The sequence below is a fragment of the Pseudomonas sp. NFACC13-1 genome, assembly GCF_900104425.1.
Lineage (GTDB): Bacteria > Pseudomonadota > Gammaproteobacteria > Pseudomonadales > Pseudomonadaceae > Aquipseudomonas > Aquipseudomonas fluorescens_AA.
Genome location: NZ_FMXV01000008.1, coordinates 1 through 20,103 on the forward strand (window position 1 = coordinate 1; position 20,103 = coordinate 20,103).

21 protein-coding genes and 1 pseudogene are annotated in these 20,103 nt (G+C 59.7%); 5 read left to right on the forward strand and 17 right to left on the reverse strand.

The features are described 5' to 3' along the window. The 3 genes from BLQ55_RS12540 to BLQ55_RS12550 all read right to left on the reverse strand — a co-directional run. The coding region (locus BLQ55_RS12540; protein WP_092254071.1) for a methyltransferase family protein at nucleotides 1-348 on the reverse strand (348 nt) is incomplete at its 3' end. Nucleotides 349-431: 83 nt separating this feature from the next. Further along, on the reverse strand, nucleotides 432-812 hold the full coding sequence (locus tag BLQ55_RS12545) for an antibiotic biosynthesis monooxygenase family protein (RefSeq protein ID WP_063321874.1): 381 nt from the start codon (nucleotides 810-812) through the stop codon (nucleotides 432-434). A 56-nt stretch (nucleotides 813-868) separates the two neighbouring features. Beyond that, nucleotides 869-1,762: an NAD(P)/FAD-dependent oxidoreductase gene (locus BLQ55_RS12550; RefSeq protein WP_092254073.1), complete on the reverse strand. Its 894-nt coding sequence runs from the start codon at nucleotides 1,760-1,762 to the stop codon at nucleotides 869-871. A gap of 101 nt (nucleotides 1,763-1,863) precedes the next feature. Between BLQ55_RS12550 and BLQ55_RS12555 the strand changes: the two are divergent. Next, nucleotides 1,864-2,484, forward strand: a pseudogene (locus BLQ55_RS12555) (TetR/AcrR family transcriptional regulator); the annotation flags it as partial. A 205-nt stretch (nucleotides 2,485-2,689) separates the two neighbouring features. On the opposite strand, the gene BLQ55_RS12560 reads toward BLQ55_RS12555, so the two are convergent. After that, on the reverse strand, nucleotides 2,690-3,415 hold the full coding sequence (locus tag BLQ55_RS12560) for an SDR family oxidoreductase (RefSeq protein WP_063321876.1): 726 nt from the start codon (nucleotides 3,413-3,415) through the stop codon (nucleotides 2,690-2,692). 149 nt (nucleotides 3,416-3,564) lie between these two features. On the opposite strand from BLQ55_RS12560, the gene BLQ55_RS12565 reads away from it, so the two are divergent. The 3 genes from BLQ55_RS12565 to BLQ55_RS12575 all read left to right on the forward strand — a co-directional run bounded on the left by BLQ55_RS12565 (nucleotide 3,565) and on the right by BLQ55_RS12575 (nucleotide 6,170). Beyond that, nucleotides 3,565-4,461 (forward strand): AraC family transcriptional regulator, encoded by an 897-nt coding sequence (locus tag BLQ55_RS12565; RefSeq protein ID WP_092254075.1) that lies wholly within the window; start codon nucleotides 3,565-3,567, stop codon nucleotides 4,459-4,461. Between the two features lie 369 nt (nucleotides 4,462-4,830). Beyond that, nucleotides 4,831-5,403, forward strand: a complete 573-nt coding sequence (locus BLQ55_RS32295; RefSeq protein WP_218130108.1) for an ArsR/SmtB family transcription factor — start codon at nucleotides 4,831-4,833, stop codon at nucleotides 5,401-5,403. Nucleotides 5,404-5,444: 41 nt separating this feature from the next. Next, on the forward strand, nucleotides 5,445-6,170 hold the full coding sequence (locus BLQ55_RS12575; protein ID WP_218130109.1) for an RHS repeat-associated core domain-containing protein: 726 nt from the start codon (nucleotides 5,445-5,447) through the stop codon (nucleotides 6,168-6,170). On the opposite strand, the gene BLQ55_RS12580 is transcribed toward BLQ55_RS12575, so the two are convergent. The 13 genes from BLQ55_RS12580 to BLQ55_RS12640 form a co-directional block, all read right to left on the reverse strand. Next, a complete protein-coding gene (locus tag BLQ55_RS12580) occupies nucleotides 6,151-6,444 on the reverse strand; it encodes a DCL family protein (protein WP_176814205.1) in 294 nt (97 codons plus the stop codon). The two genes, BLQ55_RS12575 and BLQ55_RS12580, sit on opposite strands and share 20 nt — an antisense overlap. 364 nt (nucleotides 6,445-6,808) lie before the next feature. Then, nucleotides 6,809-7,123, reverse strand: a complete 315-nt coding sequence (locus BLQ55_RS12585) for a hypothetical protein (RefSeq protein WP_092254079.1) — start codon at nucleotides 7,121-7,123, stop codon at nucleotides 6,809-6,811. Beyond that, the gene (locus BLQ55_RS12590; RefSeq protein ID WP_092254081.1) at nucleotides 7,120-8,169 is read right to left on the reverse strand and encodes a phosphotransferase family protein; all 1,050 of its coding nucleotides are present in this window, start codon (nucleotides 8,167-8,169) and stop codon (nucleotides 7,120-7,122) included. The genes BLQ55_RS12585 and BLQ55_RS12590 overlap by 4 nt, the downstream gene beginning before the upstream one ends. 14 nt (nucleotides 8,170-8,183) lie before the next feature. Next, nucleotides 8,184-8,846, reverse strand: coding sequence for a histidine phosphatase family protein (locus BLQ55_RS12595; protein WP_092254083.1), 663 nt, complete (start codon nucleotides 8,844-8,846; stop codon nucleotides 8,184-8,186). A gap of 9 nt (nucleotides 8,847-8,855) precedes the next feature. Further along, nucleotides 8,856-9,617, reverse strand: coding sequence for an SDR family NAD(P)-dependent oxidoreductase (locus BLQ55_RS12600; protein ID WP_092254085.1), 762 nt, complete (start codon nucleotides 9,615-9,617; stop codon nucleotides 8,856-8,858). Continuing rightward, nucleotides 9,614-10,795 (reverse strand): acyl-CoA dehydrogenase family protein, encoded by a 1,182-nt coding sequence (locus BLQ55_RS12605; protein ID WP_092254087.1) that lies wholly within the window; start codon nucleotides 10,793-10,795, stop codon nucleotides 9,614-9,616. Before BLQ55_RS12605 ends, BLQ55_RS12600 begins: the two co-directional genes overlap by 4 nt. Before the next feature lie 10 nt (nucleotides 10,796-10,805). Next, nucleotides 10,806-11,588, reverse strand: coding sequence for an SDR family NAD(P)-dependent oxidoreductase (locus tag BLQ55_RS12610; RefSeq protein ID WP_092254089.1), 783 nt, complete (start codon nucleotides 11,586-11,588; stop codon nucleotides 10,806-10,808). Between the two features lie 19 nt (nucleotides 11,589-11,607). Next, nucleotides 11,608-12,780 (reverse strand): acetyl-CoA C-acetyltransferase, encoded by a 1,173-nt coding sequence (locus tag BLQ55_RS12615; RefSeq protein WP_092254091.1) that lies wholly within the window; start codon nucleotides 12,778-12,780, stop codon nucleotides 11,608-11,610. A gap of 41 nt (nucleotides 12,781-12,821) precedes the next feature. Further along, nucleotides 12,822-14,972, reverse strand: coding sequence for a fatty acid oxidation complex subunit alpha FadB (fadB, locus tag BLQ55_RS12620; protein ID WP_218130110.1), 2,151 nt, complete (start codon nucleotides 14,970-14,972; stop codon nucleotides 12,822-12,824). A 31-nt stretch (nucleotides 14,973-15,003) separates the two neighbouring features. Continuing rightward, the gene (locus BLQ55_RS12625) at nucleotides 15,004-15,975 is read right to left on the reverse strand and encodes an NAD(P)H-dependent flavin oxidoreductase (RefSeq protein ID WP_092254093.1); all 972 of its coding nucleotides are present in this window, start codon (nucleotides 15,973-15,975) and stop codon (nucleotides 15,004-15,006) included. Nucleotides 15,976-16,099: 124 nt separating this feature from the next. Continuing rightward, entirely contained in the window at nucleotides 16,100-16,693 is a 594-nt protein-coding gene (locus BLQ55_RS12630) for a TetR/AcrR family transcriptional regulator (protein ID WP_092254095.1), read from the reverse strand. Nucleotides 16,694-16,796: 103 nt separating this feature from the next. Then, nucleotides 16,797-17,906, reverse strand: coding sequence for an acyl-CoA dehydrogenase family protein (locus BLQ55_RS12635; RefSeq protein ID WP_092254097.1), 1,110 nt, complete (start codon nucleotides 17,904-17,906; stop codon nucleotides 16,797-16,799). Between the two features lie 12 nt (nucleotides 17,907-17,918). Further along, a complete protein-coding gene (locus tag BLQ55_RS12640) occupies nucleotides 17,919-19,544 on the reverse strand; it encodes a GMC family oxidoreductase (protein WP_092254099.1) in 1,626 nt (541 codons plus the stop codon). Between the two features lie 168 nt (nucleotides 19,545-19,712). Between BLQ55_RS12640 and BLQ55_RS12645 the strand changes: the two genes are divergently transcribed. After that, on the forward strand, nucleotides 19,713-20,033 hold the full coding sequence (locus BLQ55_RS12645) for a 2Fe-2S iron-sulfur cluster-binding protein (protein WP_092254101.1): 321 nt from the start codon (nucleotides 19,713-19,715) through the stop codon (nucleotides 20,031-20,033). Nucleotides 20,034-20,103 lie beyond the last annotated feature (70 nt).

Here is a 20,103-nt window from a genome sequence, read left to right on the forward strand (position 1 = left end):
GAAGGCGATCGGCCCGTCAAAGCCAATCGCAAGGCCGGCATAGATAAGCGCCATGCCGAGATACATGGGATTGCGCGTCCACCGATAGGGACCGGTCGTTGCGATGAGGGTCGTTGGCTGCGACGGCGGAATGTTGGTGCCCAGCCGCCGGAACAGCCCTGCCGCTGCGAGCATCATCGCCGCGCCGGCAACGAACAGCAGCGCGCCCGTCGCGACCAGCAACCGCCAGTCGATGTCGAAAGAGCGCAGGGTAATGAACCGGTCCGCCGCCAGCCCCAACAGCAGCGCTCCCAGATAGAGTAAGGGTAGAGGGAAGCGCACACCCGCGTTGTGCGGCTCGACGGTCATACTCATCTCCAATTTGTGCTCTCAAGCCAGCATCGAGCGCTGGGCGAAGATACTCGTCAGCGCGCTTTGCCATATCTCCGGGGTCAGGCCGTGCAGAAGCCGGGGACGGCGACCTTCTGGAACAGGTGCGGGCTGGCCACAACGGATGACGGATATGCTGGAAGTTTCGCGAGGAACGCGGGATCAGTGAAGGCGGCGCGGACCGCCTCGGTGGATTCCCACACCACATAGTTCAGGTAAGTCGGGCTATCGCCGATCGCTCGATGCAGTTGCATGGAAATGAAGCCCGGTTGCTTCGTTATGATCTCGGCAGCTGCCTTGAAAGCGTCCAGGAAGCCCGCTTCATCGGCGGGATCGACGACCATGAAGAGGTTGATAAGCACGAGAGGCGCGGCCGCGATACCGAGTTGGCGGTCGAACGGAAATTTCTCGTCTAGAGGTTTGAATGGTTTTATGGCGGACATGGTGGCGCTCCTGTCTATTGTGAAATTGAAACTGGGGTGATCGATGCTGCCTGCTCTCAAGTCAGCATCGACTGCTGAGCGGAGATTCCGGCCGTTGCGCCCTGCCATGATGCCGTAGTGACCGAGGGCATTCCGGGGGTGGCGAGATCGCCGGCGGCATAGATGCCGGGTATGCTGGTTTCGCGGCGCTCGTCGACCTTGAGGACGATGCCGAGAGGCGTATCGACCGTGGCGAGTCCCAATGAGTCATGAAGGCTTGCGGATGGCTTAGTGGGCGGATGCGCGAACAGAATGTCGACTGCGACATCGGGGCCGGTATCGAGCTTGACGGTGGCGCTATGGCCCCCGTGACGGGCGATCCCGGTGATCCGGCCATCAACGACAGGTATGTTGCGGTGGGCCATATCGGCCCGGAGATCGGGTGCAATGTCGTGACCATCGGCGAAGACCGTCAACCTGTCGGTCCAATGCTGAAACAGCTTGACCTGAATGTGCGACTGCGGGCGGAACCAGACGAGGCCCCAATGCTGGTCGGCGACTTCGAAGCCATCGCAATAGGGACACGGGATGATGGATGTGCCCCAGCCTTCGGCAAAGCCCGGAACAGCAGGCATCTGGTCGGCGACGCCATAGCTCAGGATCAGGCGGCGCGCCCTGAGGGTTTCGCCCTCTCCCGTGAGGACGGAGAAATCATCGATGGCGCCGGAGACGCTCTCGGCCCGGGCATTGACCAGTTGGATCGTGGGATAGCGCGCCAGCTGCTGCCGCGCCTCGGCCAGGATGTCCGATGGAGGCTTGTGATCGTGGCCAAGCACGCCATGCGAGCGACCGGCGAAGCGATTGCGTGGCAGGCCGGTATCGAGAACGGTGACCTTTCGGCGGGCACGGCCGAGCTGCAGAGCTGCAGCAAGACCGGCAAAACTGCCGCCGATGATGATGACGTCATTCATGGTGATGGGCTCCGCGCTGTGTATGAATTGATTTGCCGCCTTAAGATACTTTGAAGTACCCTAATTTACGAATTAGAATACTGTCAAGTACTGGAGTTTTTATGACCGAAAACAGCCAGGCCCGGCGCGGCCGACCGGCCAACGAGGCGCTTGGCCAAACGATCATCGACGCCGCAGGCGAACTCTTTGTGGAATTGGGTTTTCAAGCGACCACCATGGACAAGGTGGCCCAACGGGCGAAGATATCCAAGCTGAGCATCTATCGGCACTTCGAAAACAAGGAGGCGCTGTTCAGCGCGGCCATTGCGGCCCACTGCCAGCAGTTGGCACCAAAGGCCCTTTTTGCAGGCATCGACGGTTCGGCCGAAGATCAGCTCACGGCGGTGGGAACAACCCTGCTTCGCACGCTGTTGAGTCCGGACGTGCGCAGTGTCGAAGCCATGATCATGGCCGACAAAACGAATCAAAAGTCGTTAAGCAAGCCCCAATACGAAGCCGGCCCCGCCTATATCATCGCGCAAATAGAAACCCTGCTGCGTCAGCTGCACGCGAAGGCGGTTCTGAACGTTCCCGACCCTCGCCAGTCCGCCCGCTTGTTTGCCGCGCTTTTCAAAGGATCCGATCTTCTGATCATCGCGCGCTTCGATGAAGCGAGAGCGGAGGACGACAACGAAATAGAATCCTATTGCCGGTCGGCTGTCGCCATGTTCATCGCCGCACACACGACGGTGCCATCCCGACGATATGCTATCGGGTCCGGAGCATCGATCGGTACCGCAGCCAAAGCTGAAACGTTGTCATGTCGATAACTAAAATGCCGTCAGGATGATCTGCTACAAAATTCGAGCCGCGCCAGGCGCTCCGATAAACTTAACGAAACGCTGGGCGATTCAGTCTGTGTTGGCCGAAAACTGGCGTGTCGCCAGTCTACATTGCAGAGGCCGTCGGCCGTACGACCAGCTCGTTGACGTCGACGCTATCAGGCTGCTCAAGTGCGTAGCGGATCGCCCGAGCGATCGCATCAGGAGACATTCCCTGCGGAATCGAGACCTTGAGCATTGCGGCGATATCGGGATCGGTGACGTCGTGACCCAGTTCGGTTGCGGTAGGTCCGGGCGAGATGAGTGTCGTACGAATCATATCGTGCTCCTGCCTCAACCCTTCGGTAATTGCACGCACTGCATGCTTGGTCGCGGAATAGACGGAAGACGACGGCATCACAATGCGCGCCGCAATGGAGGCAATATTGATGACATGCCCATTCTTTTGCGCGATGAAGTCGGGCAGCACTGCGGCGATGCCGTTGAGGACGCCGTGGATGTTCACGTCGATCATCCGCTTCCACTCGTCCCTCTTGAGCGCGGCGAGCATCGATAGCGGCATGACGCCAGCATTGTTGACCAGCGCGTCGATCCGACCGAACCGCTCCTTCGCCGCACCGGCGAACGCATCGAATGCGCAGCCGTCGGTTACGTCGAGCTCGCGCCACGCAACATTCTCACCGAGCTCGTCCGCCAATGCCTCCAGGCGCGTGCCGCGACGTGCGCCAATGAACAGCCGCGCGCCTGCAGCCGCCAGCTCCCGCGTGGTCGCCTCGCCGATGCCGCTCGATGCGCCAGTAATTAGCACCACTTTGTCGATTTTGGAGGTCATGAACCGATCCTTTTCGCCTTAAAAATGAGGCACTCAGGATGTTACTTGGGTCGCAACATGCGGTAGTGCGATCCTACAAATAGTTTGCACGATCCTCTAAGATTGGATGCGGCGCCAGCCTGGCGTGAACTCGACTCAAGAAGGCCTTCATGGACAGGATCAACGAACTCGCGACTGCAATCGACCGCCACGCCCCCGGATCGGGCCTCTGTGTCACCGCCATACCCCGCTTATCACTGGTCCATGTAGATCGGCCTAGCATGCCGACGCCGGTGGTTTATGAGGCTGGGCTTTGCATGATCGCCCAAGGGGCGAACCGCGTTTCGATGGGCGAGCGCAGCATGGTCTACGACGCCGCGAACTACTTACTGGTCTCAGTCGACATGCCCCTCCTATGCCACGTCATCGATGCGAGCCCAGACAAACCCTACCTTTGCTGCAAGATCGGGTTCGATCCCGTACTACTTGCAGAGCTGTTGATGACGGAGGGCCGCACTTCCCCTCGCACCGATCTACCGATACTTGGAGTACACCCCAGCGATCCGGACCTTATCGATGCTGTCTGCAGATTTGTTCGACTCCTCGACCGGCCCGAGACAATCGGCGCTCTGGCGCCCCTCATAGAGCGAGAGATCCTTTATAGGCTCCTTACTGGCCCACATGGTCCGATGCTGCGCCACGTCGCAACAGCCGGCAGCCACCTCAACCAGGTAAGCCGCGCCATCGGCGTAATCCGCCGGCAGTTCGACGGCCAAATCCGCATCGAGGACATTGCAGCCGAGGCGGGCATGAGCCCCTCCTCACTCCACGCGCACTTCAAGGGCATCACAGGCCTGACGCCGCTCGAGTACCAGAAGCAGTTGCGATTGCAAGAGGCGCGCCGCCTGATGCTGGTAGGGAACGCGACGGCAGGCGCAGCGGGGTTTGCGGTTGGATATGAAAGCCCGTCGCAGTTCAGTCGTGAATATCGGCGCCTGTTCGGCGCTCCACCCAGGCAGGACATCGAACGGTTGCATGCCGCGCCAGCGACGGCCGTGTCTCTTTAGAACCGTTGCGTGCCAACGATCTACCGAAGGGGAAACAGCTTGTCCTCGCCGAGCGGCAATAGCGCAAGATTGAACAGATGACGGCGATGCAGCTGAGCTTCAGGACGGCGAGCACAGGGGCAAGCGTAAGCGTACACGGTACAAGATCTTCTTGACGCGGATGGAACAGATCGTGCCGTATGAAGCTGCTGGATCAGGTCGTCCCGCAATACCCGAAGATGGAGCATCTTGTCCAAAAAATTGGATTACGGATGCGTGCTAAAGGACGGGGATCCTCTCTAACGACGATCAAAACCGGACGCCCGACGTAGTCTTGACGTGGCAATCTCTTTGACGAGCGAAAACATAAGTAATGCCTTATAAATAATCTTGAACGTCCTTGCCGATCCGACTCGACAGACCATTTATGAGCGCCTACGGCAGGCACCAAGCCATGCCAATGAGTTGGTTGCCCATCTATCCATGAGTCAGCCTGCCATTTCCCAGCATTTGAAAGTGCTCCGCGACGCAGGCCTGATCACAGAAGCGCGAAATGGACCGCGACGGGTCTACAGCGTTGTGGTTGGAGCGCTGGATGATCCGCAGCACTACCTTCGCCAGCTAAGCCTGCCAAGCGCCGCTTCCACAGCGGCGGAACAGGGGGATCAGCCACCGTCGGATGCCATATCGACAGCAGCGCAGCTATGGGAAAAGGAGTGGCCGGGACAAAGTGCGCATGTCTATTCCGTCACGATGCGCCTGCTGCAATTGGGTCGGCATGTAGAGCGAAGCCTGAAGGAAACCGCCGAGCGCCACGCTCTGCAGGGCAGCGAGTTACTTCTGCTGGATGCCCTGACACTAACGCCAGGGCACACCTTGACACCTTCACAACTGCAGCAGCGCCTGGGCATACCAAAGGCGCAATCACCAAGCTCCTGGATCGCCTGGAAAGCCTCGACTTGATCAAACGGCTACCGTTGGCCACCGATCACAGGGTCAGTCTTGTGAGCCTGACGCACAAGGCCCATGAGACGCTGGAGGAGATTCTCAACCATCACGAATATGGCGTGGACCACGCAGCCGCCAAGCTCCTCACGGGCGGCGTGGATGAAGTATTCAGCCGCACCGAGGCCAGTGGCAGCACCTACAGCTACTTGGTTGATGCGCTGGGTTCAACCCAAGCACTCAGCGACAGCACCGGCGCATCCACCACGCAATATACCTATGAGCCTTATGGCCAAACCAGCAGTAGCGGTTCCGCCAGCACCAACAGTCAGCAGTACACCGGACGAGAAAATGATGGCACCGGCGTCTATTATTATCGAGCACGGTATTACCAATCAGGTTTTGGGCGTTTTATCTCGGGAGATCCGATTGGTCTTGCTGGAGGTATTAATATGTATACTTATGTGGAGGGCAACCCTATTTATAGTACCGATCCGCTTGGATTGATGTGCTTTGACTTCGATAAATTTACTAATGAAATTGAGCAGAATCGAGCGGATAGCGCCCTTACTTTGGGAAGTCTTTTGACAACGGAAGCTATTGGAACCATGCCAAAAACTTCAAATGAGATGAGAGCTCTCGGCCCCCCAAAAGGTGAGATCAATCCATGGACTAGCCAATTGAGTCGTTGGTCAGGAAGGTTTAAAACCCGAGCACTGAGAATTATTGGGCGAACACCTACTGTAATGGCAGCGAGTACTGTAGCTACTGAACGACGCCAGTGATGCACCGTTTGTAGGAAAAGGTATCTTCGCTGCCATCCACGCGGACGAGCCAGATCCCTTTCCCCGCCCCCAATGCATTTCTCTCGATCCTGAAGTGGTCAATTCCGACGCCAATTTTTCTGTCCGCGTCCGGATGCATCGCAAGCAACAGGTGTAGTTTTTTGACTGCAAGCTTATTGGTGATCATGCCTGCTGGTGCTTTTTGTAGATAATCCTTGAGCCTATCCAAAAGCTCTTTTTTTGATTTGTACTCGAATGGCCCCAGCCAGAACATTCAGAAGCCTCCCTACCTCATCAGTAAACTCAAAGCCGCAACCGCAAGGTAACGTCTCAGGCCCATCAGAAAATCTACAGCTATAAATGAAATCTTAGGCCACCGCCTTACAGCACTTGCCAAATTGCGAGCCCCCACTTTTCCCGAATATTGTTTAGACGAATTCAAAGCCCAGCGCAGTGAGCACTTTTCAGATACGCATACGGATCATGTCCGTTCATGCGTGCCGAAACTCCGCCGTAGAACCCAAACTTGCCAAGTATGCAGGGGCCAGGCTACTCGAAATAAAAACGACACTCGGCCTCCGCCGTCGGCCCTGTCAGCCTAATTTTCTGTAACGCAAACGGCTATTTCCACTCAAGAATCAGATACCCAAGTGGTCATAGCAGGCGAGCATATCCGGGTTGCTGATCAGTAGTTTGCTGCGAGTCAGATCCAGCAGCGCATGGAATGCGGTGCCCTGATCATGCTCCCCCGCTCGGATGGCGGATGCCAGGTCAGCCTCCTGCGGCCCGACGTCGAGGATGCTGACACCAGGCTCTCGAGCGGCGATGGCCATAACCCTGGCGACCATTCTTGCTTCGTAGTGCAACGACGGTGGCAAATGCGCGATCAACTTTTCGATCAACACGCTTCGGGCGGTCAAGAGCAGATCAGCGGTATCAGGCAAGCGACTCATGAGCGTCTCCCGGCGGTTAAATGAAGTATCTCGATTTCGAGTTCAGGCAACATTCGCCCGGTCAGGGCCAGTTCCAATGAGCGCTCCTGGCCGCTCAAATGCCGTTGAGCCTGCTGCAAGGCAATCACGCCCCAACGGATGTGGGCCAGCACCTGCCAGAACACCAGCTCATCAGCGCTGACTGACACTCCGCCCGCCTTCGCGTAAGCCTTCAGGAAATCATTCAGCGAGCCAATTCCCCCGGCTTCGCATTCCGGCGCTGCGAAACGCCAGCAACGCGCCGAGAACCAACCGAGGTCCTCTCTGGGATCACCGAAACTGGCGAACTCCCAATCGAGAATTGCGCTCAGGCGTCCTTGCTCGACCAGGTAGTTGCCGGTGCGAAAATCGCGATGAATCATCCGTAACGGCAAGGGCTCTTGTAGATTCAATTCACACCAGCGCAGCCCCCATTCCAGCACCGGTTGCGGCTCGGTCAAGGTGTCGAGAAACCTCCTGTAGTGCGCGATGGCTTCAACAGTCGGCGGCAACGTCGGAACGTGCAAGAAGCTCAGGTCGGCGGACTCCGGTGTCAGCTGATGCAGGCGCGCCAGGCTTTGGGCTAGGTCTTCGAGCAACCGTTGCGGCTGCGCCGCATTGCCAGCATTGCGCGTCAGGCGATGGCCGGCCGCGTCTCCCGAGCGATGTTCCATCAGGAAATACGGGCGACGAAGCGTCGGACTGTGCTCCATCAACAACAGTGGTTTCGGAGCAAGAACCCCCGCCTCGACCACCCGGCGCAACACGGCATACTCCTGACTCCGGCCCAGACTGGCACTGACTGAAGAAAGTGCGTCGGTGCGCAGCACCCAGCGCTGATGACCCTGCAGTTGACCGCCGTCCACGCTGGCGTGCAGTTCCCAGTTTTCCTGGATGGCACCGCCAGACAGGCGAGTCGCCGTAAGGGTAAGGTTTCGGGCGCCCAATTGCCCGGCAAGCTCATCAGACAGGGCGGCACACACGGTTGGGTCGTCGAGTGAAGCAACTCGTTTCGGTTCAGTCGTCATGCTTATTGTTGACCTTAAATTCGGCTTGTCAGCGCTACGGGCAGGTGATGGGTACTATTGAAAAAACGCAACGACACGTGCCCCGGCCGGAACACCAGCTCACTGAGCGCGGCGTTGTCGAGCACCGCGAGCAAATCAAGAATGCGTCGGCTGGGCAGGTCGAGTACGTTGGAAACCAGCGCGGCAATCACTCCTGCCGACGTCACCGCCAACAGGCGACTGCCGCTGTCCACCTGGCAGGTCAGCGCACTTAGCCATTCAGCCAGCCCCGCGCGAAACGGCGTGATCGGCATGCATCCGGGAATGTCCTCAACACCCGAGGCCCAGCGGCGGATTTCCTCGTGGTAAAGGTGCATTCTGCCCCTCATGTCCGCAGGCCAGTGGTCAGCCGATACGCGAGATTGGGCGGCGCACAGCAGCGCCCCGCCATCGGCAAACTCATCCAACGCCTCGACCCTCGACATCACGGTGCTGCCCGACATCGACGCCAGCACCGCGTCGGCGGTTTGCAGATGCCGACGCCGAGGCCCCACCAGCACTTGATCGAAATGCATCTCGCGCATCGCTAGACTCGACCCGGTGACAAAGGCCTGACGCAAACCCAACGGTGAAAGGCGGTCGTAATCTTCGCTGTCAAAACAGGCCTGACCGTGACGCAGCAGATAAAGGCTGGACATAAGGCGCCCCTAGAGCGAGCTGATCAGATGGCCGCCATCCACGGCCAAAGTGGTACCGGTGATGGCTCGTCCCGCTTGCGATACCAGCAATAGCAGCGCACCGTCCAGGTCCTGAGGGTCGGCAAAGCGCCGCTGAGGTATCCTCGACATCAACCGCTTACCGCTCTCACTGGCCAGAAAGTCAGCGTTGAGCTCGGTACTCACATACCCCGGTGCAAGTGCATTGACACGAATGTCATACCGCGCGAACTCCAGCGCCAGTGCCCGGGTCATGTGCAGCACTCCAGCCTTGGAGACCGCGTAGGGCACCACGCCACCGGCCACCCGCTCGCCAAGAATCGAAGCAATATTGACGATACTCCCAGGGCGTCCCTGCTTGACCATCCAGCGCGCACTTTCGCTGGCGACCCGCCAACTGCCTTTGAGATTGGTCTCCAGCACAACATCCCAGTCTTCTTCGGTTTGCTCCAGGACAGGTCGGGCGACTGAAACACCGGCATTGTTGACGACGATATCCAGGCCCGGTTCGCTGGCGATCTGCACTGCTCGTGCAACTGAGTCCGCACAACAGACATCCAGCGCCAGCGCTTGCGCCGAACCGCCGTTTTCGCGAATGCGCTCCACCAGCGACTGTAATCGTTCAACGCGCCGCGCCGCGACCAGCACGTGAGCACCGGCACGTGCCAGGGTCTGGGCAAAATGCTCGCCCAAACCACTGGACGCGCCGGTCACCAGCGCGCGCTTGCCGCTTATATCGAACACACCATTCATGCGCCCTCTCCGGCTTTGCAGGCCTGGCGATCAATGTGTTTGGCGATGCTCCAACGGTGGGTTTCCGACGGACCGTCGTAGATACGGAAGGCGCGCATATCGCGGAAGATTCGCGAAACAATGCGTTCGCCGGTGACACCGCTGCCGCCCAGCACCTGGACGCTTCGATCCACCACCCGCCACAGCGCCTCAGAACACATGACCTTGGCCACGCTCGACTCGTGGCGGCCTTTTTGTCCCTGGTCAAGCACCCAGGCGCAATGCCAGATAGCCAGGCGCGCGCTGTGCAGGTCGAGTTCATTGTCAGCCAGTTGAAAACCTACGCCCTCATGCTCGATCAAGCGTTTGCCAAATGCCTGACGCTGCGTGGCATAAGCCACCGCCTCGTCATGGGCACGGCGGGCCTGACCCAGCCAACGCATGCAGTGCGTCAGCCGGGCCGGAGCCAGACGCACCTGGGCATAGCGCAGTCCTTGCCCCGGCGCGCCCAATACGTCTTCCTTCGGCACGCGCAAGCCTTCAAAGCGCACCACTCCGTGACCGCCGGTGAAACACGAGTCCAGGGAGTCCATCAGGCGCTCCACGCACACGCCCGGCTGGTTCATGTCCGCCAGGAACATGGTGGCTTCGCCGTCTTCCAAGCGCGCCATAATGATTGCGAACCCCGCGCCACGGGCACCGGTGATGAACCACTTCAGGCCGTCGATCACGTAATCGTCGCCATCGCGCCGCGCGGTGGTCTGCAACATAGACGGATCAGAGCCCGCCCCTGGCGCCGGTTCAGTCATGCAAAAACACGAGCGCACATGGCCCTGTACCAACGGCTTGAGCCAACGTTCTTTCTGCGCCGGGCTGGCGACCTGCTCGAGCAAATGAATGTTGCCTTCGTCCGGGGCGTGCACGTTTAGCGCGACCGGCCCCAACGGCGAGTAACCGGCCTCTTCGAAGACCAACGCCTTGGCCACATGGGACAGGCCATGCCCGCCGCATTCGACACCCGCGTGCGGGCTGAGCAATCCCCACTCACGGGCATGCTTGATCAGCTCGTCACGTAGAGCCTCGTGAGGCCCATGAGCGTCCTGACGTGGGTCGTTTTCGTAGGCCGTCACCACTTCGTGGATGAAGGTGCGGGTCCGGGCTTGCCATTCCTGCAGGGCCGGCGCGATTGCGAAATCCATGGCTATTCCTTCAACGTGGAGTCATGCGGATGGCGCCGTCCAGACGCCACGAGGCGCCGTTGACGTAACCGTTTTCAATCATCGACAGCACCAATGCCGCGAACTCTTCGACTTGCCCCAGACGCTTGGGGAACGGCACCGAAGCGCCAAGCGCGTCGAGTACGGGTTGTGGCGACCCTTTGAGCAGCGGTGTATCGAAGATGCCCGGCATCACCGTATTGACACGGATACCCTCCCCCGCCAGATCCCTTGCGATTGGCAACGTCATGGCAACGACACCGCCCTTTGAGGCCGAGTAAGCCGCCTGGCCAATCTGCCCGTCTTCGGCGGCAACCGACGACGTGTTGACAATCACACCGCGCTCGCCGCACGACAGCGGCGCCAGGGTCAGCTGGCCGGCTGCTGATTTGGCCAGAGCACGGAAGGTGCCCAGCAAGTTGATCTGCACAATCCGTTCGAAAGCGTCGAGAGGAAAATGCTTGATCTCACCGCTGTTCCTGTCTCTGGAAGCGGTCTTGATGGCGTTGCCCGTGCCCGCGCAATTGACCAGCACGCGCTCCTGGCCAAAGGTGGCGCGGGAGGCGGCAAAGCCTTCATCGACACTGGCGTCGCTCGTGACATCGACCTTGAAAAACGCGCCGCCTATTTCTTGCGCCAGCGCCGCTCCTGCGGCCTCGTTGAGGTCGAACAGCGATACCTTTACGCCGCGTTCGGCCAAGGCTCTGGCCGTTGCTGCACCGAGGCCCGAAGCGCCGCCGGTGATGACCGCAACAATACTGTTATCCAGTTTCATGGGGTGCTCTCCTGGGGGCTCAAAGGCGCTCAATGATGGTGACGTTGGCCATGCCGCCACCTTCACAGACGGTCTGCAGGCCATAGCGTTTGCTTTCTCGGCGCAGGGAATGCAGCAGCGTGGTCAGCAGTTTGGTACCGGTGCCGCCCAATGGGTGCCCTAGGGCAATCGCGCCGCCGTTGACGTTCAAGCGTTGCGGGTCCGCTTCCAAGGCCTTCAGCCAGGCCATGGGCACCGAGGCGAAGGCTTCGTTGACCTCGTACAGGTCGATATCGTCCATGCTCAAACCGCTGCGACGCAGAGCACGGCGGGTGGCCGGGATCGGTGCTTCGAGCATGATCACCGGGTCGTGCCCCATGACGCTGATGTGCTCGATCCGTGCGAGTGGCGCAACCCCCAACTCCTTCAATCCACGCTCGTTGACGACCAGCACAGCGGATGCACCGTCACAGATCTGGCTGGCGCTGGCGGCGCTGATACGCCCACCCTCGGTGAGCAACTTGACCCCGGCAATACCTTCCAGTGAAGCGTCAAAACGAATGCCTTCGTCCTGGTGATGCCACACCTGCGTGCCGTCTTCCTGAGTCACCAGTATGGGCACGATCTCTTCTTCAAAACGGCCTTCCCGAGTCGCCACGGCAGCCTTGAGGTGACTCTGTAGCGCGTAGTTGTCCATCTGTTCTTTCTTGAACCCGTATTTACGGGCGATGGCTTCAGCGCCATCGAACTGGCTGAACACGACCCCGGGATAACGACGCTGAATCGCCGGGCTGATGTACTGACCGTAGCCCGCCTTCTCCGGCAACCATTGGCCCATGCCCATGGGCACCCGGCTCATGCTTTCCACACCGCCGGCGATAACCATATCCTGGGTTCCGGACAAAACCGCTTGCACGGCAAAGTGCAGCGCTTGCTGGGACGAACCGCATTGGCGGTCGATGGTGGTCGCGGGCACGCTTTCCGGAAACCCGGCAGCCAGCACTGCATTGCGGGCGATATTGGTTGATTGCTCACCCAATTGGCCGACGCAGCCGAAGATGACGTCATCGATCATTGCAGGGTCGGCGTCGCAGCGTTCGACCAGAGCCTTGAGCACTTCACCCGCGAGATCCGCAGGGTGCCAGCCACTCAAGCGGCCAGCGCGACGCCCGCCGGCAGTGCGCGCAGCGGCGACGATATAGGCTTCAGCCATTGTTGTTGTCCTCTTTTTATTGAATGCAAAATGGGCTGTGATTACCGGGGATAGAAGCACCCGCCGCTTGCGGCCAGCTCGCGCAACAGGTCAGGGGCCTCGTAGGCCGGACCCAGTGCGACGTAGTGGGCGCACCGCGCCAAGAGGTGTTCGGCACCCAGCCAGTCGGCGTAGACCAAGGCGCCGCCCAAGTACGCGGGGAACCCCAGTCCCAGGAGCAAAGCGGTATCCAATTCGGCGGCACTGGCCACGACACCTTCTTGGAGCGCGTGGATCGATTCGATGATCAAGGCCAGCATCAGCCGTTCAGTGACTTCGTCATCTTCGAAATGCCGAGCCAGCCCCGGGCGAGCGGCTGCGATTTGTTGACGGGCTCGTTCATCGGAAAACTTACGTGGCCGCCCGCCGGGGCCGGGCTCATAGCGGTAAAAGCCCAAACCGTTCTTCTGACCCAGACGGCCATCGGCCAGCAACGTCTTGAAGGCGTTGCCGGGCACGGATGTCATACGTGACGGGAAGCCTGCGAAGATTAGGTCGCAGACATGCGAACCGGTATCCAGGCCAACTACGTCCTCCAGATACGCCGGGCCCATTGGCCAACCGAATGCTTCGGCAGCACGGTCGATCTGTTCAAAATCCGCACCGTCGCTGATCAATTGCAAAAAGGCGCGGATGTAGGCGGCCAGAATCCGGTTGACCAGAAAACCCGGTCCATCCCGCACCACAATAGGCGTCTTGCCCATCGACAAGGCCATGCTGACGGCGATGGCGACCGCACGATCACCCGTGTGCTTGCCACGTATGATCTCCACCAGCGGCATGACGGGCACCGGGTTGAAAAAATGCATGCCGGCAAAACATTCTGGGCGTTGCAGAGGCGTGGCCAGGTCATCGATGCGCAATGACGACGTGTTGGACAACAACACTGCATCGGGCGCCACCTCGCGCTCCACTTCACACAACACGCTGTGCTTGATTGCCAGATTTTCCACCACCGCCTCAATCACCACGTCGGCGTCAGCGAAACCTTGATAATCGAGCTGCGGTTGAATAGCCGCACGTACCTGGCCGGCGCGTTCTTCACTCAAGCGACCATTGGAGATCTGCCGTGCCAGCAATTTCTCGGCTTCGGCCACACCCAGGTCGAGGGCTTGCTGGCGGATATCCTTCATGCGCACCGCCGTGCCGTGCAACGCACTGGTGTACGCGATACCGCCGCCCATTATCCCGGCTCCCAGCACCACTGCTTGCGCTATGACGGACTGGCCACTGCGCTGGATCCTGCAGGTTTTCTTGACCCACTGATCGTTGAGGAAGTTGCGCACCAGTGACGCGGCGGCCTGGGTCTTGGCCAGGCGAGCAAAGGCTTGCCCTTCCAGGCGCAGTGCCTGCGGATGATCCACTTGCCAGGCCTGCTCCAACAGATCGATGGCTACTGCGCGCGCCGGTTGATGGACATCGCTGCGCAGTGTTTCCCGCGACTTGTCAAAAAGTTCAGGGCTGACGACCACGGCGACTTTACCCAGACGAGCCTGACGAGCTGCCCGCCAGTCCAGGCGGCCGCTGACGGCTTCGCGCAACAGCTCCAGTGCGCCAGCGCAGAGCGCCTGGGCCGACAATGTTTGCTCGACCACACCGGCGGCCAAGGCAGCAGCGGCCGATTGCGGTTTGCCACTGACGATCCACGCCAGCGCCACTTCAACATTACTGACCCGAGGCAAACGTACAGTGCCGCCGAAACCTGGAATCAGCCCGAGACCGACTTCAGGCAAACCGACGCGAGCCTCCTCAGCCATCACTCGATAGTCAAACGCGAGCGCCAGCTCCAGGCCGCCCCCCAGGGCGAATCCATTGATCGCCACCACGCTGGGCATGGGCAACGCCGCCAGGCGCTCGAACAATTGATTCGCCTGCCAGTTGTGTTGGACGATGTCGTCTTGAGAACGCTCGAACATTTCACCGAATTCGGTGATATCGGCTCCCACCACGAAGACATCGAGCCCACTGGTAACCAACAGGCCGCGTACGTCGTCGGCGTGTTCCAGAATCGTCGCGGCTGCATCCAGCTCGCTCAAGGTACGGCGGTCCAGTTTGTTGATGGATGCGTCGGTACGCGCCAGGCGCAGTTCGGCAAAGCCATCGGCGATGCGCGCCAACGTCAGCGACTGGCCAGAAAATAGAATCTCGCTCACGGCGTGCTCCAGTGTGTTCGTCTTGTTGTTATTAGTTAAAACGTGCAAGCGACCGCTGCAGGTGCCCACGTGCTTCGCCGACCATGCGCTCGATCAGTTCGGCGCAACTGGGCACGTCATGGATCAGGCCGACACACTGACCGGCGGTGATAATCCCGTCGTCAACCGCGCCGGACTCCAGCGCGGCACGCCCCCGCACTCCGGCCACCAGCGGCCGCAGTTCTTCAAAGGCGACACCACCTTCACGCTGTTCCAGGCTCACCACTTCTTCGGAGATCGCGTTGCGCAGGACCCGTGCGGTGTTGCGCAGCGAGCGAAAAATCAACCGGGTATCGCGTTCGTCAGCGGCCACCAGTGCGCGTTTGATCGATTCATGAATAGGCGCTTCTTGAGTGGCGCAAAAACGCGTGCCCATGTTCACGCCTTCGGCGCCCAGCGCCAATGCCGCCGCCAGACCACGCCCGTCGGCGATGCCGCCAGAAGCGATGACCGGGATCGACAGGCGGCGTACCGCAGCAGGAATAAGCACCATTGCGCAGATGTCATCTTCACCCGGATGTCCGGCGCATTCGAAGCCATCGATGGAGACTGCATCCACACCATTGCGCTCAGCAGACAGCGCATGACGCACCGCTACACACTTGTGGATGACGGTCATGCCGGCGGCCTTGGCCTTGGCAATGAACTCGCGAGGGTTATTGCCCGCCGTTTCCAGGACCGGTACGCCCGCCGCAATGATGACGTCCAGATAGGCCTCATAGGGCGGCGGGGAAATCGATGGCAGGATCGTCAGATTGACGCCGAATGGCCGGTCCGTCAGTGCCCGGCATCGGGCGATTTCATCGGCAAGTGCCTGGGGGGTCGGCTGTGTCAGCGCCGTGACAATGCCCAGGCCGCCAGCATTGGAAACGGCCGCTGCCAGTTCGGCGCGCCCGACCCACATCATACCGCCCTGGATGATGGGATAACGAATGCCCAGCATTTCTGTGATACGTGTTTTCATACCTTGCGCCATCCAGCAGTGGTCGTAAGGCATGGTCACGTATCGCGGGAAGTTAAGCATCGTCGCTTACGACGAATTTCCGCCTGGCTTGAGGGCAGGCCCGGCACAGGTGCCGGGGCGCAATCTAGAAGGCGTAGAGAAAGGTTTTCAGGGACTCGACGAACGCCTGGTCATCGGTCATGGGGTTAGCGTTCACGGCTTCTGCCAGATACGGGTATTCGCTCTTGTCGAACTCAGGCATCGGCGCGATGCCCGTGGCGCGACTCATGGCACCAATCAAAGCAGAGCCATAGGTGAGTTTTTCAACACCCTCGATGAGCACCATTTTACGCTCTGCGGGCACGTCGTAGCGGTTCGCCCAGAAATCGTAGTACTTGAGCATCAAATGGCGCGGAAAAAACTGCAACAACAGAGGAGCAGCCCGAGGGTGACGAAGGATCGAGGCACGTACGGCAACGGCAAGCTCGATCAATTGCTCGCGCCAGTTTCCATGTTGATGCATGTTCGGGATGACCGCTTCGACCTGAATCATCCGGGCGATCTCCTCAAGCATTTCTGCCTTGCCCTTGAAGTGGTAGTAGAGTGAAGGTGCCTTGACACCCAACTTACGCGCAACCATTTGCACGGTCAGGCCTTCGATCCCGGCATCATCCACGACTTCCAATGCGGCTCGAACTGCCAGTTCTTTCGAGATGATCGGCTTAGACGGTCTTGCCAAGTGAAATACTTCCTTTGAATGCTCGAGCGCTGCATGTTGAGCGGCAGGCCCGAATCAAATTGTAGTGTTTGCGTCGGCAAATCGTTTGCCACCGCGCCCTAGTCTACCAGTGCAGATCTCTCTGTAGCGCATTGTATCGGGCCAGATGGAAGTCCCGATCACCAAACTCCCGCTCTAGCACGGTTACACGTCTGAAGTACTGGCTGATGCCAACCACTTCGCACATGCCCATTGCGCCGTGCAACTGCACGGCTTGCTGGCCGATGAAGCGGCACGCATGGGCGACGACGACCTGCGCCGATGACGCGGCCAGGCTACGGCGCGGCTCCATGCCAAGACTCAGGGTCGCCAGCCGTGCGGCAGATCCTGCCTTCGTCAAATGCAGGTACATATCGACCAGACGATGTTGCAACACCTGAAACGCTGACAATCGCTGGCCGAACTGCTGACGAGTACCAAGGTGCTCTCGGGTGAGTTCAAGCATCTGCCCCAATGCGCCTCGGGCCTCAGCGCATAATCCGGCCACCGCAATATCGCGCGCACGCTCCAGCACCGACCAGGCCTGGCCTTCGACACCGAGCAAGGCGCTCGCGTTCAGTGTGACGCCCGCCAGCATCAGGTCTGCGGCGCCGACGTCGTCCACTGTCGGACACTCCTGCACCTGCAGTCCCGAAGTGTTGCGCGGCACCAGGAACAGCGACACCCCCTGCTCATCACCGGCTACCCCCGAGGTACGCGCGACAATCAAGAAGTGGCTGGCCAACGGAGCCGATCGGACCATGCACTTGTGGCCGTCCAGCTGCCAATGTTCACCCACCCTGCAGGCACTCAGGCCGATGCGTGTAAAGTCGTAGCGCATGCCGGGTTCCGCCCAGGCCAGTACTGGCAGGGCCAGGCCTTGCGTCAAGTGTTCGAGCAGTTCAGTGGCTGGCGCCGTACCAGCGCTGGCCAGCAGATCGCCGCACACCATCACCGCGTCGAGAAACGGCAGGCGCACCTGCTCCTGCCCCAACGCTTCCATCACCAGCGCATGCTCGACATGCATGGGCTGCGCGCCGGGCATCGGCACCAGTTCGCCAAGCCCCAGCACGTCAAACAAGGAGCTCCACAGTGAACGCGCTGAGCCTTGGGTTTTGTCCTGGGTGGCTTCTCTAAAAAAGCGTACGAGGTTGTCTTGCAGCAGGCGCTGTTCGGTGGTCAACGAAAAATCCATCGTGTTCCCCTCTCAGGATGCCTGGGCCTGGCCGGCTGTGCGCTCAAGGATCAGGTCAGCGGCGCGCCAGGCCATGGCCATGGTCGGGCCATTGGTATTGCCTGCCGGTATCTGCGCAAAAATCGAGGCGTCCACCACGCGCAGTCCGGTCACGCCCCGCACCCGCAGCTCGGGGTCGACCACCGACTCGGCATCACGCCCCATGCGGCAAGTGCCCACTGCGTGATAGCCACAGCTGCCGTGCTGGTCGTAGGCATCGAGAATCTGTTCGTCGGTGACACAGTGCGGGCCGGGGAACGTTTCTTCAAGGATGTAGGACGCCAGCGGCATCTGTGCAACGAACTTTCGGGCCAGTTCCAAAGTACGCACCATCAACTTGCAATCGTGTTCATTGCTTCGGTAATTGACCTTCAGATCCGGGGTTTCGGCGGGGTCACGACTAACAATATCGACCGAGCCGCGCGATTGTGGACGCAACGGATAAGCGACCATTCCCATCCCCGGGTGCTTCTCCAGGGTTTGCCGGCGAGTGGAATAATCAAACGTGAATGGCGCCACCAGGAACTGAATATCGGGACGGCTGACGCTTTCGTCAGACTTCAGCCATGCGCCGATCTCATAAGCGGCCGACGACATGGGTCCACTGCGGTTGACCACGTATTGCAGGGTGTTTTTCAGCAGGCGCAAACCGGCGTATTCGCGATTGTCCGACAGCGCCTGGCTGAGCTTCCATTGAGGAAGAATCCCGCGGTGTTCGATGAGGTTGCGGCCAACTTGCGGGTTGTCGTGCACGAGTGGAATCTGCAGTCGCTCCAGCAAGGCACGCGGCCCGACGCCGGAGCGCTGCAGGATTCCCGGCGAAGCCAGGGTGCCACCCGCCAGAATCACCTCGCGCCGGGCCATCAACTGTTGACCTCGTTCCCCGGCATTGGGCGCCAGCTCGACACCCACCGCGTGCGTGCCATCGAAGATCACCCGATCCACTGTGGCCTGGGTGATCACCGTTAAATTGGGGCGGTTGCGCACAGGATCGATGAATGCCTTGGATGCGCTTTGCCGCTGCCCCTTCCAGATGGTGCGCGAGGCATAACCGACGGCGGGACAGTCATCCGGCTCATTGACGTCTTCCTTGCGTGGCAGACCCAGGGATTGACCGGCGCGGATCACCGCCTCAGTCAGTGCACTGCGCCTGTCCGGCAAACTCAGACGCAAAGGCCCAGCGGCGCCACGAGCGGGTCCTGCACCGAGTTCGTGGTTTTCCAGAGCACGATAGGCCTCAGAGATGAAACGCCAGCTCCAGTTGTCACTGGATTGCGCCGCCATTTCATCAAAGTCGGCCGGCTGGCCGCGCACATACATCATGCCATTGATGCTGCTCGATCCGCCCATCAAACGGCCACGGGCCCACACTTCGTCGGCAAAGGTATTGCCGACATCGGGCTTTGCCGGGTACAGCCAGGTGCAGCGGGGATCCTGCATGACCTTGGCCAGCCCCTTGGGCATCTTTACGAAGAAGCTACTGTCGGCGCCACCGGCCTCGAGCAATGCGACACGCACGCTCGGATCGGCGCAAAGCCGATAGGCCAGAACGCAACCGGCAGCGCCGGCACCCACAATGATGTAATCGAACTGAGCCACGGGCGGTGTTCCTTCTTTTTGTTTTGGCCTGCAACCCCTGGCAAGTGGCGTCATGGGTCGCGTGCAATCAACGTTGCTGAAAAATGACACTTGCCTGGGAGACTTATCTAATCTATTTAGATATTATTCTTTGGTCAACACCGATAAAACAATAAGGAGTCAATCTCTTTGATCACGCTAACGTTCGTGTCCGCCAACACTCAAAGGCAAACGATTACAGCCGAACCCGGCGCTAACCTGATGGAGGTTGCCGTGGCAAACGGCATCGATGGAATTCTTGGCGACTGCGGCGCAAACCTCGTCTGCGGAACCTGCCACGTCGTCATTCCAGAGCACTTTCATCCACTATTGCCCGCTCAGACTCAAATGGAACGGGACATCCTCGAATGCGTCCCGTCCCCTCAACCTCATACCCGCCTGTGCTGCCAGATCAAGCTGGAGCAAGCACACGACGGCCTTGAGCTCCACGTCCCTTCCGAACAACGCTGATAACTCGCCAAACGCCATAAAACTGCGCAAAAATGACTAATGACATTAGTTAAAATTTCAGCTATTGATG

Excerpts from the sequence above, each read along its gene's own strand:
- BLQ55_RS12545 (WP_063321874.1), bottom strand. The coding sequence starts at position 812 with ATGTCCGCCATAAAACCATTCAAACCTCTAGACGAGAAATTTCCGTTC.
- BLQ55_RS12550 (WP_092254073.1), bottom strand. The coding sequence starts at position 1,762 with ATGAATGACGTCATCATCATCGGCGGCAGTTTTGCCGGTCTTGCTGCA.
- BLQ55_RS12560 (WP_063321876.1), bottom strand. The coding sequence starts at position 3,415 with ATGACCTCCAAAATCGACAAAGTGGTGCTAATTACTGGCGCATCGAGC.
- BLQ55_RS12565 (WP_092254075.1), top strand. The coding sequence starts at position 3,565 with ATGGACAGGATCAACGAACTCGCGACTGCAATCGACCGCCACGCCCCC.
- BLQ55_RS12580 (WP_176814205.1), bottom strand. The coding sequence starts at position 6,444 with ATGTTCTGGCTGGGGCCATTCGAGTACAAATCAAAAAAAGAGCTTTTG.
- BLQ55_RS12585 (WP_092254079.1), bottom strand. The coding sequence starts at position 7,123 with ATGAGTCGCTTGCCTGATACCGCTGATCTGCTCTTGACCGCCCGAAGC.
- BLQ55_RS12590 (WP_092254081.1), bottom strand. The coding sequence starts at position 8,169 with ATGACGACTGAACCGAAACGAGTTGCTTCACTCGACGACCCAACCGTG.
- BLQ55_RS12595 (WP_092254083.1), bottom strand. The coding sequence starts at position 8,846 with ATGTCCAGCCTTTATCTGCTGCGTCACGGTCAGGCCTGTTTTGACAGC.
- BLQ55_RS12600 (WP_092254085.1), bottom strand. The coding sequence starts at position 9,617 with ATGAATGGTGTGTTCGATATAAGCGGCAAGCGCGCGCTGGTGACCGGC.
- BLQ55_RS12605 (WP_092254087.1), bottom strand. The coding sequence starts at position 10,795 with ATGGATTTCGCAATCGCGCCGGCCCTGCAGGAATGGCAAGCCCGGACC.
- BLQ55_RS12610 (WP_092254089.1), bottom strand. The coding sequence starts at position 11,588 with ATGAAACTGGATAACAGTATTGTTGCGGTCATCACCGGCGGCGCTTCG.
- BLQ55_RS12615 (WP_092254091.1), bottom strand. The coding sequence starts at position 12,780 with ATGGCTGAAGCCTATATCGTCGCCGCTGCGCGCACTGCCGGCGGGCGT.
- BLQ55_RS12625 (WP_092254093.1), bottom strand. The coding sequence starts at position 15,975 with ATGAAAACACGTATCACAGAAATGCTGGGCATTCGTTATCCCATCATC.
- BLQ55_RS12635 (WP_092254097.1), bottom strand. The coding sequence starts at position 17,906 with ATGGATTTTTCGTTGACCACCGAACAGCGCCTGCTGCAAGACAACCTC.